This is a genomic window from Streptomyces sp. BV286 (genome assembly GCF_019090165.1).
In the GTDB taxonomy this organism is placed as follows: Bacteria; Actinomycetota; Actinomycetes; order Streptomycetales; family Streptomycetaceae; genus Streptomyces.
Genome location: NZ_JAHRIB010000162.1, coordinates 15098 through 27851, shown reverse-complemented (window position 1 = coordinate 27851; position 12754 = coordinate 15098). Strand labels below are relative to the sequence as shown.

The window sequence follows — 12754 nt, the reverse complement described above, 5'->3', positions numbered from 1 at the left end:
GCCGCCCGCTCCACCCGCCTCGCCCTGGCCGTGGCCGCCGCGGCCGCCCTGGCCGCCACCGCAACCCCGGCCGCCACCGCCGACAGCGCAAACACCGCCACGCGGGCCTGTGCCACCAACGACCTGACCTTCAAGATCACCTCGAAGACACAGGCGGGCGGCTACCTCCTCGTCACCGCCAAGGCCAAGTCCGGCATCACCTGCTCCCTGCAGGGCGTCTTCCCCTCCGCGTCCTTCGGCTCCGCCGCAGACACAGAGCTGCGGCCCGCCGAACACAGCGTCAGCGACGACGTCGTCCTCTCCGGCTCCACCGCCGCCTACGCCGGCATCAACCCCAAGTCCACCAACAACGACAACGGCAGGCTGTTCGACAAGCTCCACCTCTCCGTCGCAGGTGACGTGGACAACTTCGTCACCCTCAACCTCCCCCACACCGTCCAGGTCGACCGCCCCCTCGCCACCAACTGGCACGCCGACCCCGCCGACGCCGTCCCCTACAGCTGACCCCCACGACGGACGCCTCCACAGCGCCCGTCGACAACAGTGTCGCCCGCCCCCTGTCCAGGTGGCGGGCGACAGACAACCGGCCAAAGAGACTCCGTCCGGCGAAACTCCACTCGCCGGGTGGGGGCTCCTCTTCGCCTTGCACGGTGTGCATCTCGGCCGGGCAGCCGCGTACGAGGTCCTGACCGGCATCACCTCATCCGCCAAGTTCGACCACGATGGAGGGCGTGGATGGGTTCGTTCAGTTCCGGCTGCTCCATCGCGGCGAGGTACCCGCTCCGGGTGGACTCCGACTCGTGAGCTCGTTCCAACCAGACGGCAGGCACGGCGAGTTGCGCGGTACCTCGGGGCGCCCGACATGGCGAAGTGCAGGCCCGAGAGAGGAACAGGACAGAGGGCGGTGAAACAGGGACGGAGGCGATCGGCAGGGAGCGGCGAGAGGTCAGGTTGTCCGTCCCCTTGCCCCGCTCAGAGGTCGCCCACGTCGACCAGCCCGTCCTGGATGGCGCGGGCCACCAGGCTTGCCTTGGTCCGCGCGGGGCGGCCGACGTTCGCGTACTTGATCCGTACCCGGTCCAGGTACGAGTTGACCGTCCGTACGGAGATGCCGAGACGCTGAGCGACCAACTCCTTCGACTCCGACTGGAACCACTCGATGAGCACGTCCTCCTCGCGTGCGGACAGCTGGGGGCGGTCGGCGCGGGTGTTCGTTCCCAGCGCCCCGGCCAGAGCGGGCGGCATGTAGGGCCGGTCATCGGCTGCCGCCAGCGTCGCGTCGACCAGGTGCTGTCGGCCCTCGCTCTTGGTCAGAAACGTCGCGGCTCCCAGGTCCAGACAGCTGAGCGCTGTCTGCTCGTCATCCCGCATCGAGTAGACGACGACCTGCCGTCCGGCGTCGACGAGTCTTCGCAGACTGCCGAAGGCGGGACCGCCCTCGCCGAGTTGCAGGTCCAGGATGACGACATCGGCCGTGCTGCCCGGCGGGGTCCAGGCTTCCTGTACGGCGCCGCCGGCCGCGACCACGGTGATGGGCCGCAGCGATGCGGCGTACCACGCCTCTACGCCCGCGAGGATGGCGGGATGATCGTCGACGACGACCACGCTGACCGGTGCGTTGTCACTCATGCCAGATCAACTCCGGAGGCCGCCGGTCTTCTCCAGCCGGCGTCTACCCACACACTTTCGCCCCGCGTCGTTCGCACCACGGTCACCTTCGCGTCCGTCGCACGGTTGTGGGCTCGCAAGGCATCCCCGTCGCCTTGGACGTCGGCGCCGTCCTGGCTGATTGCGCTCACACGTACCGCGTGGGGGGTCCATACGACGGTGACCCGCGCGGTCGACCGGGTACGACCCAGAATCACCGCCACCGGGTCGACCAACTCCCTGCGTACCTCCAAAGGCACCTCACCCGGCCGGCCTCGTACGGCCAGGCTCACCGTCACCCCCTGGTGCTCGGCCACCTCGACGCATGCCCGCAACTCGTTCAGCAGCGGATCCACGACGGCATCGCCCTCGGCGAACAGGCGGCGCATGCGGGTGGCTTCCACACCGCACCGCAGCCTGACCTCCTCGTCGTGCGGGCTCAGCACACCGTGGCCAAGGCCCACCAGCAGCGGTACCGTCGTCGCCGTCAGGGCCCGGTAGCGCTCCTTGTGCCCACGCTGCATGTCCTCGTGGATGCGTTCCCGGGTACGCAGTTCTTCCTCCTGTGCGGCCGCGGTCCCCGCTGCCGGCGCCGTACCGTGGAGCAGGCGCGTCACCAGCACACCGACGGAGAACTGGAAGCCGCAGGCGGATATCGTGGAGATCCCCATGACGGCCGACTCGGCGGCGGTGGGCGCCCCCGACAAGAACACAGCGGTCGCGTTGAGTCCCATGTGCGCCCCGAGAAACGCCGCGTACACCCTGACCCGCAGGTCCGCCAGCAGGAACAGCGCATGCCAGCCGACCACTCCGAACGCCCAGTCCGCCGGACCTGTCGACTGCCCCGGCGGGAGCGTGAACGCACATACCGCCGAAGCTGCCAGCACCGAGCCCAGGCTCCAACCCCGCACCCTCGGCGGGATCTGCCGACCACGCAGCAGATAGGCGCCCCCGGCCACCGCGACGGCGGCGAGGCAGACGAAGGCGGCTGTCTGTGCCCACGCAGGTCGGTACACGTCCTGGTGGACCATGAGCCGGCGCAGCGAGACGGTGAACTGCCACACCAGGCTGATCAGCAGTACGGCCAGTTGAGCCCCGGAAAGGAGCTGTCCGCGGATGAGTCGGACGGCAGTGCTGTGCTGTGAATGGACGCGGGGCGGGCGCGGTATGCCACCCGCCACCTGCGCTCCGTCCGCTGCCGGTGACTCCCGGGCCCGGCCGTGCCAGCGCCACTGCACGCGGGTCCCGGTACCCGGATGGGAGGTAACGCGAGCCGAGCCTCCGACCGTGTGCATCCTGCCGATGATGGAACCGGAGATACCGCGGCGCCGTGCGGGGACGGACTGCGGGTCGAAACCCCGTCCCGCGTCGGACAGTTCGACGACGACGCCGTCCGCCTCTGCCCACGCCCTGAGCTCCGCTTCCCGCACCCCGGCATGGCGTGCCACATTGGTGACGGCCTCCCGGACCCCGTTGAATATCGCGAGCCCAGGGCCGGACGGAGTCACGAGCGGGCCCTCGATGTGCGTCTTGAGCTGCACCCTGGCCGGCCCATCACCCTCGGGCACGCAGCTGAGGAGCGCCGCGAGGTCGACGCGTCCCTTCTCGAATCCGGGCATGGCGGACAACGCCTCCAGATCCTGTCTGGCCCGCGGCGGCAGCCACGACCAGTCCCGGCCGTCGCCCTGAGAGACCATCAGCAGCGTCGCGCTCGCCGTATCGTGCAGGGTCGCCAAGTACTCGCGCTCCGCCGCCCTCCGCGCGGCGGCGACAGCGGCCTCCCGGCGCGACGCCGCCCTGGCCGCGGCCGACCGGTCGGCCGCCCTGGCCCGCGCGCGAACCATGAGGAAAGCAGCCCTCGACAGGCCCGCCTGGACGAACATGCGCCCCAGAGGTACCACGTCGGGGCTGTGCCCAGGCGAGGTGAGGACGTCCCCCAGCACGCAGACCACGGTCCCCAGCGCGGCCAGGCCGAACCCGGCCACGGGGCGCGTCGCCCACTCGTATTGGAAGGCGACGACGCAGATGCCGACGATCGCCTCGACCATCACATCCGCGCCCTCGCCGCCGAGCACCGGCTGGAGCAGCCCCGTCAGCACCACCACGGCCGCGTCCAACGTCCACAGCAGGGCTAGGGGGAGTGGATGGCGCAGCGAGTAGAGGCGCACACCGCAGGCCAGGACAGCGGGCACCAGCAGAGACATCGCCAGTGGAATCTCCGCCCCGTCCGCCAACACGACGCCCAGCGCACCGCACAGGCAGACCACGCTGGACCGGAGCCACACCCCGTACCGCTCGAGGGTGAGGATCAACAGGCGCTCACTGGACCCGGGGCCGTCCATCGGCTCAGCCGCCCCGTTCCCCCCGTTCCCCCCATGCCGCATAGCAGTAAGGATAGTAGCGGCGGCCGTGCTCAAAGCTCACGGCTGTGCACGACGGGCGGTCTCGCCCGCTTCCCTGCGCCAATTCCGGTGTGCGCGGCGGCCGTTCCTTGTGGGGCGAACGACCGGCACACTCAGCGACCGCGCCGGGCTACTGTGCCCGTCGTACGGGGCCGACACCGGCGGGGCACCCCGCATCAAGCCACTGATGTCATGAGTTCACGCTGCTTCGTCGCACCCGCACTCCCGTCCTGCAGGAACTCGGGCTGTCCGCCCGACAATCGGAAGGTGGAGCAGAATTGATCAAGATCCGAAGCAGGCGCGCCAAGTCGGCTACAGCCGCGGGGGCCCTTCTGGCCGGCCTCCTCGGCGGCGTGCTCGCCGGCGCGCCGTCCGCGACCGCCGCTGCGGCTGACCGCCCTTGCAGCTACGGGGCTTACCTCTACAACAAGGTCACCAACCCCACCTCGTACAAATACGTCCCCTACGTCACCGGCGATGGGTCCAATTGCTGGCTGGACTGGGGAATGAGCAACACGGCAGTCCGCGCCCTCCAGAAGAACCTCAACTCCTGCTACGGATACCGGCTGGCAACGGATGGGGACTTCGGAGACCTCACCGAGTCTGCGCTCGTCGCCGTTCAGAAGAAGGTGGGTGTCAGGGCGGACGGCGACTACGGCCCCAATACGCGGGATGCGATGGCGTGGGCGAACTACAGCATGGAAACCGGAGCACGGATCAGCTGCAACTGACGAACAGCCGATGCACCGCCCGGGCCCCGGCGCAAGCCTACGGAACAGGCTGACTTCTGGGCCACTGCGAGCTGGGAAACGTACCGGCTGTCCTGCAGGGCCGAGAGGGAATTCGATGCAGCCCGGCAGTCCTTTGTGCGCCAATGAACTCTTTCACTCGTGCCCGGATCCGTTGACCGCAGGGCTGTGACTCAGGAAGCCCCTGCCGTGTCGCCGTCCGAGCACCTCCCAACATGAGGGATACAACTATGTCCATTCGTCCCGGCAAGCGGTTCAAATCCCTTCTGACGGCCGGTGTCCTTACCGCCGGCCTCCTCGGCGGCGCCGTCGCCGTCGCTCCTTCGGCAGCGGCGTGGCCATACCTCGGGCATTGCTCAGGCGGTTCAAACGTCAGTTACACGGGTACCTCAACTCAGTTGATCAAGGTGCCGGTGGTCCGGTACAACGGGCTCAACAACGTGCGCTGCTGGATGGACTACGGCAGCACTGGAAACGGCGTGGAGACCCTTCAGCTCGCCCTCAAGTCGTGTTACGGCCGCTCCATCGCCGTCGACGGAGACTTCGGGCCGGCCACGCGAGATGCCCTCGAGTACGCCCAGAGCCAAGAAGGAATCACCGTTGACGGGCAGTACGGCGAGCAGGGGTTCAACAATCTGAAGTGGGCGAGGTACACGCAGGACGGGACGCGCAACGGCTGTGCCAGGTACAGCTTCTAGCCGTTCGTGATCGGAAGGCACTGTCCGTGCATGACTGCGACGACCCCGCCTGGGGGCCGCTTCCCGTCCGCCCGGCCGCACTGCGCTGGCTGCTGCTTCTCCCTCTGACCCTGGTGTTCCTGCCGCTGTGGTGGGTGGTGTGGGTCTTCATCGCGGTCTGCGTCTACTGCGTGGCGCCGTGTGCCGAGCTGATCGTCTACATGGTGCCGCGTGCCGAGAACGGTGCGACACGGATGGTGGACGCCACGCTGGGCCGGGTGCCGTTCCTCCCGCTCTGGTGCGTGACCCCGGTGGCGCTGGTGCGGGAGGACGACACGGGGTACTACCAGGCGCGGGTGAACCGGCGCATCGAGAAGCAGACCCGGCGAGTGGAGACCTCCCAGTACCGTCGCGAGTATCACCGAGACCTGGAACTCGGAGCACACTACTTCCGTGGTGCCGGCGCCGGTCACGTTCTACGCGTCGCCTCGGAGCAGGGCTGGAACCTCCATCCGGTGCTGCACTCGCACCCCCGGCGTCGGCTACGGCTGCGCCACAACGGCCGGCCACGACCGGCCAGCAACTGACGGTCCCGAATGATCTTCGTCAAGGGCGGCCGCCTCACTCGCTGATGAGCTGGTCACGCTCGCCGTGGGCCAGGCCCAGGGCTGACCGGCCCCGACGTGCTCACCCTCTTCCAAGGAGAAGACACTGAGAAGAAGCGCCCTACGGTGGCCGATGCCGATCATCGCGTTCGTGCTGGGCCTGCCCTTGTTGACCGGCTGCGCCATCGACAAGGGCACGGCACTCGCTGCGGATTTCGAAGAAAACTGGGCCGGCACGCCGGACGTGGCAAAGATCCGCACCACCAAGAACAACACGCTGCCCTTCAAGGGGACGTCCGACGGCACTCTGATCCTCAAGGACGGCACTTCCGCCGACCGCGTGACCAAGCTGGCCGGCGAGATGAGGCAGTACGTCGCCCGTCACGACAAGATCACCGGACGGATTACGGCGGACGGCATCACCTTCACCGTTGTCGCGGACAAAAGGCGCACCCACGAAGCGCTGGCGCTGTGGCGGTCACTGACAGCCGACGAGCAGGTGGTGAACGCCGACATCGACGACGAGCCCTGGAAAGAAGCAACCGACCGCTGGCGGATCGAGGTCACCGCGGTCGATGCCACCAGCGCATTGGCGGTGTTCAAGGACATGCTCGCCGAGGGCGACCGGCACCGGCCACTCGCCGGCGTGATGGTCCTCAAGGTCAGGGGGCCGGGACTCTTTGTGGAGACCGACTTCAACGACGCCTTCCCTGCCGAGGCGATCGCCGCGTACGAGGCGGTGCTCGCCCAGTACCCGGTCGTCGGCGCGGGTGTGCGACGCGACGCTGTGTCTGGATCGGCAGTGAGCATCGTCGTGGCGGAGAGCGCGGATCGGGACCATGCCGACGAGCTCGCCAGGAGGGCAGCACCGGACCTCGGCGCCGCTGTCAAGGTCACCAGCGACGGTGGCGACTCATCAGCCGGCCTGTAGCTGCCGAAGCAGGGGACCGGCGACCGGAGAGCTGCCGGGGTGCGTGCATCCCCGACCACGACTGATACCGGCACATCACCCTCGCCCAGTCGGCCGCATCGTTTCCTGCCTCCAAGACGCGGTCGCCCTGCGCGAACAGGGCCTCTCGCCTCGAAGCGCGACCGTCAGGAGGCAGCACAGCCTGCGGACCAGGGACGAGGCTGCCCCCGCCGGTACCGTCCCGCCCCGCGTATTCACCGCCCACGAGATCCGCCGTCTGCTCCTCATCCTGCATCCCCAACGCCGCCCAACCCGCCCCGACCGGATCCAACAGCGTTTACACATCTCCAGTCGGCGACGCTCCACCAGGCCGGCGCCGCGCCCGACATCGAACCCGCCGCCACGCGGCCCCGGCCACCCGAACTACAGCAATCCAACCGCTCTACGGCTCATGGGCTTGTGGGGCAAACGACCGGCACACTCGGCGACCGGACCGGGCTACTGTGCCCGTCGTACGGAGGTGCCACCGACTGCAACGAACGCGCACGACCTGACGTTCGCGCGTGGGACGTCCCAGGATGACGCCTCTTCCGCGTCATCGTGTGGCCGGACACCGCGCCGAAATCCCGGTCATGTCGCGGAGTCGGCCCGTGTAGTCGGTTCAGCTCATCGCACGTCAACGGAGGGAAAAGCATGCGCGCACTCACCAAGGCACTCGTCGGTGTCACCGCCGCCGTCGGAATCGCCGCCGGCGGCCTGGCCACCACGGGCACAGCCGTGGCGGCCCCCGCGCCGACCCAGCAGCAGGCAGTGACGGGTGAGGTCGGCCCGCTCGCGGTGGTCAACCTCGGGCTGAACACCGCCCAGGCGAGGGACTGGCAGTGCTGGCTGCGCGCATTGGGTTACAAGCCCGGCACGATCGACGGGCAGTTGGGCACCAACAGTTGGAAGGCGGCGCAGGAATTCTTCACCCCCCAGGGCTTCTACAACGATGACATCGACGGAATCGTCGGACCCAACACGATCCAGGCGCTCCAGCGCTACCTGAACTCCCGCAACCTGGGCTACAACCTTGCTGTCGACGGGATCGCCGGAAAGCGCACCAAGGACGCGTTCGCGCATTACGCCGATAGGTTCTCGCACCTCTGCTGAGCCGACCCGACGACCGCACACGCACTGGCGGACGTGTCTCTCATCAGGGAGAGGACGGTCAGCGGAGTACGAGTCCTGCCTCCCGCCGCATCGTGCCTGCAGGCGTTCTCGTCAGGACAGTACGACTGCCTCATTGCTCATCCGCAGAGCGGACGGGCCTTGTGGCGGCACTTTCCGGACTCAAGATCATAATTAATATTCAAGAGAAAGAGAAAATCCATGACTTACCGCTCTGTCCGAAATCGGGCTCTTGCCGCCGTGGGTGCCTTCGCCGCGGCTGTTGGCGTCCTCACGGCCACCGCTCCCACCTCTTCCGCGGCCGGTGGTTACCCCACCTGCACCTCTTACAAGACCATTGCCCATGGCGGCCTGAACATCAAGGTGCCGTCCACGGCGGCCCCCAGCGGCACCACCACCTGCAACCTGGTGCTGAACCCCAACTACACAGGTGATGACACGGCCGTCGAGATTCTCCAGACGAGCCTCAAGACGTGTGAGGGGCAGTCACACCTGGCTGTCGACGGCGCTTACGGGCGTCAGACCTTCCTGGCGGTGGAGGCTGTCCAGAAGAAGTACGGACTGGGTGCAGACGGTATTTACGGCCCGCAGACGCGCAATGCGATGAAGCACGCCGGATCCCTGGGACATTGCGGCCGCATCTGATCCGTACGCGGCCGACCGGGCGAGCGGGCCGATCCGGCCCACGGATTCGGTGCGTGCGCTGGAGCCGGGACAGGGCCTGCCGCTGGATGCCCGGCAGATCCCGGGTGAGGTAGCCGTACTTCTCCTGGCCGGCAAGTACGGCGTCACCTGGAGCACGGTCAACAAGGTCCTGACCTCGGCTGGGCCGCAGCCGCGCACGACAACCGCTTCGGCGCGGCCGTCGAAGCTGGATCCGTTCACGCTGCTGATCGACGAGATCCTGCTCATTGATCTGGACGCGACAGGGACTGAGAGTCCGGTGTTCATACCTTGCTCGCGACCACCATGTAGTTCTCGGTCTCAAGAGCGAACGTGCTCAGTTCCGCTCGGAGTCCGACCCGGTGCAGGTCGACTTCGAGTTCCTCGTACCGGTAGGGCCAGCAGGACAGCAGCTCCGAGCGGACGAGAACCAACCCGGTCGCATCAACTTGCGCGATCGCAATCTCGATGTGGTGCTCCTCCTCCCAATGCGGCGCAATCTCCCAGCGGTAGACCACGACGGCATCGCGACCGTTCCGGCGGACGAGTCGGTCACTGATCTCCAGCCGGGAACCTCTGGCCCTCACGAGTTCCCAAGTGCGGGATGTGAGTACCAAGCGCCCGCCGGGGCGCAGAAGCCGTGACATCGACTTCAGAGCGGCACCCCTGCCTGTCGCGCCCGCGGCATGGTGAAGCGAGTTGCCAACGCAGAACACCATGTCGAACGTGTTGTCCTGGAAATGGTCGGGCAACTCTTCCCAGTTCGCCCGTACGGCCCGGACGGATGCCCCGTACTCCTCGGACAACTCCGCAGTCCGACGAACCATCGCCTCGCTGGCGTCAGTTGCGACAACCTGCATGCCACGACCGGCGAGGCCAACCGCCAACTGTCCGGTTCCGCACGAACAGTCGAGGATGTGAGCGTTCGACGGCAGGGGCTTGAGGACGTCGTCGAACGACGCAGCGAACTCGGCTGGTGGCAACTTTGCATCCGAGATGAGCCATTCGTACACTTCGGCAAGCACGTCATAGCCCGTCACCACCACTACCTCCGTCACGCGGCAGACTCACGGTAGGACGTCAGTCCATCAGCGGAGCAAGCCGGGCACCAATGGTTTTCGCAAGGATGGCTCTGACGGTGTTTGTGGGTTGTCAGTTGTCCGTCTGAGTGGATGTCACCGGGTGGTCAGCTGGGAATTTGTTCGTGAGAAGTAGTGTCACTCGCGGGGTTACGCGGAGGGTGTCGGAGTGCCTTCCGGCAGTAGGCCAGTGGATTTCAGGGCGGCCCAGAGGTCGCCGGGGACAGGGCGGTTGAAGAGGGTCACGTTCTCGGCGACCTCCTCGGGAGAACGGGCGCCGACGACCACGCTCACGACGGCGGGGTGCCCGAGAGGAAACCGCGCAGCCACCGTGAGAGGCGGCACGTCGAAGGCAGCGCAGAGCTTCCTCAACGCCCTGATGCGCGCGCCCAGTTCAGCAGGAATCGTCGTGTATCCGTGCGGAGCGCCTGGCCGCAGGTCTGCCAGCAATCCCGACTGGTAGACACCTGCGGCCATGACAGCGACCTCCCGCTCGACGCACAGCGGCAGCAACTCCTCGAGCCCCGATTGGTCGAGGAGGTTGTATCGCCCGGCCAGCAGCACGCAGTCGGGCCCGGGGGAGGCTGCTTCCCGCAGGAAACGGGCGGCCACGGGCGCGTGGTTGACGCCGAGCGAGACCGCGCCGATGACCCCCTCGTCCCGCAGCTTTGCCAGCGCCCGATAGGCATCTGCCACCGCGGCCCCGAAATCCTCGTCGGGGTCATGCACATGGAGGACGTCGATCCGGTCGAGCCCCAGCCGCCCCAGGCTCTCCTCGACCGAACGCAGCACTCCGGCGTACGAGTAGTCGAGCCGCGGCCCGACCCCAGCCGGCGGATCCGCCCAGATCGGCTGCGTGTCCGGGCCACCCGGCTCGATGATCCGCCCCACCTTGGTGCACAACACATACGCGTCACGGGGCCTCCGGGAGAGGGCCGCGCCCGTACGCGTCTCCGAGCGCCCGTACCCGTACACGGGAGCAGTGTCGTAAAGCCGTACGCCCAGTTCCCAGGCGGTGTCGAGCGTGGCGGCCGCCTGTTGCTGCGACACCGGCTCGAACAGTCCGCCCAGGGAGGCCAGCCCCAGCCCAAGACGGCTGACCCTCAGCCCCGTGCGGCCCAGCAGTACGAGGTCGTCGGCTCTCATCACCACCCACTCCCCACGGCCGACTGGCTCAAGCAGCCGACACGGCTGCTGAACGGTGACGGCCCGCAGTCTCTACGCCGCCCCGAACACGGCTGACACCGGCGCCCGGCACCAGCGGCGCGGACAGAGTAACGGGCGCAGGCGCTGTCGGGGCCACTGGACAGCGGGATCTCGACAGTTTCTCCTCGGGTGCCCCGCTTTGGCAGGGGATGGTCGGCGGCGGCAGAATCCGTAGCCTCAGACATCGATTCTTATGGCCCGATCGCGCGTTGAAACGAGGCGTAACGATTCCTGTTGAGCGGTTGGTACCGGACGAGTTGTGGGCTCTGTTCCGGCGGGTGGTGCCGCCCGCCGAGGTGAAGCGTCCATGACGATGGCTCCGCAGCCGCGGCATACGCCACGGCACCGCCCGCAAGGGCATCGAGCCCCTGCAGCGGCTCGGCCGTCATCGATGGGTCGTCGAATGTACGGTTTCCTGGCTTGGCGGATGCCGTCGCCCACACCGCCGCTATGAACGCAAGCCCGAGCACGTCCTTGCCTTCGTCGGCACAGCCGCCGCTCTCATCTGCCACCGGCGCCTCACCACATGAACGGTGAAGAGGCGTTGTGGCGTCGGCGGGATCAGTCGGTGGTGAAGCTGGACAGCATCGCGGCCGGGAGGCGGCTGCCCGCCGAGCCGTGGGGGAGGATCTCGGTGATGTGGGCCAGGTCGGCGTCAGTGAGCTGGACACTGTCCGCGCCGGCGTTCTCCTCGAGACGCTTGGCACTGCGGGTGCCGGGGATGGGCACGACGTCCTGGCCCTGGGCGAGGAGCCAGGCCAGCGCGAGTTGGGCGGTGGTGATGCCCTTGGCCGCGGCGAGTTCCTTGAGCTGTTCGGTGGCGCGGAGGTTGTAGGTGTAGTTCTCGCCCTGCCAGCGCTCGTCCCAGCTGCGCATGTCGTCCGCGGGGTATTCACTCGCGGGCTTGACCGCCCCGGTAAGGAAGCCGCGGCCGAGCGGGGAGTAGGGCACCAGGCCGATGCCGAGCTCCTGCAGGACGGGAAGGATCTCCTCCTCCACCTCCCGCTCGAAGAGCGAGTACTCGTACTGGAGCACCGAGAGCGGGGTAACGGCGTGGGCGCGTCGGATGTACTGGGGTCCGACGTTGCTCAGGCCGAAGTACTTCACCTTGCCTTCGGTGATCAGATCGCCGACCACGCCCGCGACCTCCTCGACCGGAATGGTGGGGTCGGAGATGTGCTGGTAGAAGAGGTCGATGTGGTCGCTCTGCAGGTAGCGCAGGCTGTTCTCGGCGACCTTGCGGATGTTCTCGGGGCGGCTGTTGAAGCCGGAGCCCAGCGGCTGGGTCGTCATGTCGAAGCCGAACTTGGTGGCGAGGACCACCTCGTCGCGGAAGTCACGGACTGCCTTGCCCAGGAGGATTTCGTTACTGCCGGTACCGGCGCCGTACAGCTCGGCGGTGTCGAAGAAGTCGATGCCAAGTTCGTGGGCGCGGCGGATGGTGGCGATGCTCTCGGCGTCGTTCGAGGCGCCGTAGGCCATGGACATGCCCATGGTCCCCAGGCCGAGCGCCGAGACGCGCAGACCCTGAGAGCCCAGATTGCGATGCTGCATGAGTTCACTCCCTCGGTATTTCGTCGGCTTCACCCACGGAGGCCAAACCGAACTGTTCCGTTTGACTGTACGTGCCGACCACCCCGACTGCC

12 protein-coding genes and 1 pseudogene are annotated in these 12754 nt (G+C 67.6%); 8 read left to right on the top strand and 5 right to left on the bottom strand.

The genetic code is table 11. The features are described from left to right. Window positions 1–504 (top strand): DUF4232 domain-containing protein (locus KUF83_RS29020; RefSeq protein ID WP_217457938.1); only part of this gene is annotated, 504 nt, incomplete at its 5' end. A gap of 468 nt (window positions 505–972) precedes the next feature. On the opposite strand, the gene KUF83_RS29015 is transcribed toward KUF83_RS29020, so the two are convergent. Further along, window positions 973–1629: a response regulator transcription factor gene (locus tag KUF83_RS29015; protein ID WP_217457937.1), complete on the bottom strand. Its 657-nt coding sequence runs from the start codon at window positions 1627–1629 to the stop codon at window positions 973–975. Then, window positions 1626–3959: a sensor histidine kinase gene (locus tag KUF83_RS29010; RefSeq protein WP_217457936.1), complete on the bottom strand. Its 2334-nt coding sequence runs from the start codon at window positions 3957–3959 to the stop codon at window positions 1626–1628. The genes KUF83_RS29015 and KUF83_RS29010 overlap by 4 nt, the downstream gene beginning before the upstream one ends. 368 nt (window positions 3960–4327) lie before the next feature. On the opposite strand from KUF83_RS29010, the gene KUF83_RS29005 reads away from it, so the two are divergent. The 6 genes from KUF83_RS29005 (at window position 4328) to KUF83_RS28980 (ending at window position 8805) form a co-directional block, all read left to right on the top strand. Then, on the top strand, window positions 4328–4780 hold the full coding sequence (locus KUF83_RS29005) for a peptidoglycan-binding protein (protein WP_217457935.1): 453 nt from the start codon (window positions 4328–4330) through the stop codon (window positions 4778–4780). A 248-nt stretch (window positions 4781–5028) separates the two neighbouring features. Further along, entirely contained in the window at window positions 5029–5496 is a 468-nt protein-coding gene (locus KUF83_RS29000; protein ID WP_217457934.1) for a peptidoglycan-binding domain-containing protein, read from the top strand. A gap of 26 nt (window positions 5497–5522) precedes the next feature. Then, entirely contained in the window at window positions 5523–6062 is a 540-nt protein-coding gene (locus tag KUF83_RS28995) for a hypothetical protein (RefSeq protein ID WP_217457933.1), read from the top strand. A gap of 151 nt (window positions 6063–6213) precedes the next feature. Beyond that, the gene (locus KUF83_RS28990) at window positions 6214–7011 is read left to right on the top strand and encodes a hypothetical protein (protein ID WP_217457932.1); all 798 of its coding nucleotides are present in this window, start codon (window positions 6214–6216) and stop codon (window positions 7009–7011) included. A gap of 672 nt (window positions 7012–7683) precedes the next feature. Next, on the top strand, window positions 7684–8142 hold the full coding sequence (locus KUF83_RS28985; RefSeq protein WP_217457931.1) for a peptidoglycan-binding protein: 459 nt from the start codon (window positions 7684–7686) through the stop codon (window positions 8140–8142). Window positions 8143–8361: 219 nt separating this feature from the next. Then, entirely contained in the window at window positions 8362–8805 is a 444-nt protein-coding gene (locus KUF83_RS28980; RefSeq protein WP_217457930.1) for a peptidoglycan-binding protein, read from the top strand. Window positions 8806–9107: 302 nt separating this feature from the next. On the opposite strand, the gene KUF83_RS28975 is transcribed toward KUF83_RS28980, so the two are convergent. Both KUF83_RS28975 and KUF83_RS28970 read right to left on the bottom strand, forming a co-directional pair. After that, entirely contained in the window at window positions 9108–9863 is a 756-nt protein-coding gene (locus KUF83_RS28975; RefSeq protein ID WP_217457940.1) for a class I SAM-dependent methyltransferase, read from the bottom strand. Between the two features lie 189 nt (window positions 9864–10052). Then, entirely contained in the window at window positions 10053–11048 is a 996-nt protein-coding gene (locus tag KUF83_RS28970) for an aldo/keto reductase (RefSeq protein WP_217457929.1), read from the bottom strand. A 371-nt stretch (window positions 11049–11419) separates the two neighbouring features. Here KUF83_RS28970 and KUF83_RS28965 point away from each other — a divergent pair. Next, window positions 11420–11638, top strand: a pseudogene (locus KUF83_RS28965) (transposase); the annotation flags it as partial. 31 nt (window positions 11639–11669) lie between these two features. Here KUF83_RS28965 and KUF83_RS28960 read toward each other — a convergent pair. Further along, entirely contained in the window at window positions 11670–12662 is a 993-nt protein-coding gene (locus KUF83_RS28960) for an aldo/keto reductase (RefSeq protein ID WP_217457928.1), read from the bottom strand. Between the last annotated feature and the right edge of the window lie 92 nt (window positions 12663–12754).

What these genes read in the sequence shown, in the direction of transcription:
- KUF83_RS29015 (WP_217457937.1), bottom strand. Translation starts at nt 1,629, where the DNA reads ATGAGTGACAACGCACCGGTCAGCGTGGTCGTCGTCGACGATCATCCC.
- KUF83_RS29000 (WP_217457934.1), top strand. Translation starts at nt 5,029, where the DNA reads ATGTCCATTCGTCCCGGCAAGCGGTTCAAATCCCTTCTGACGGCCGGT.
- KUF83_RS28990 (WP_217457932.1), top strand. Translation starts at nt 6,214, where the DNA reads ATGCCGATCATCGCGTTCGTGCTGGGCCTGCCCTTGTTGACCGGCTGC.
- KUF83_RS28985 (WP_217457931.1), top strand. Translation starts at nt 7,684, where the DNA reads ATGCGCGCACTCACCAAGGCACTCGTCGGTGTCACCGCCGCCGTCGGA.
- KUF83_RS28980 (WP_217457930.1), top strand. Translation starts at nt 8,362, where the DNA reads ATGACTTACCGCTCTGTCCGAAATCGGGCTCTTGCCGCCGTGGGTGCC.
- KUF83_RS28970 (WP_217457929.1), bottom strand. Translation starts at nt 11,048, where the DNA reads ATGAGAGCCGACGACCTCGTACTGCTGGGCCGCACGGGGCTGAGGGTC.
- KUF83_RS28960 (WP_217457928.1), bottom strand. Translation starts at nt 12,662, where the DNA reads ATGCAGCATCGCAATCTGGGCTCTCAGGGTCTGCGCGTCTCGGCGCTC.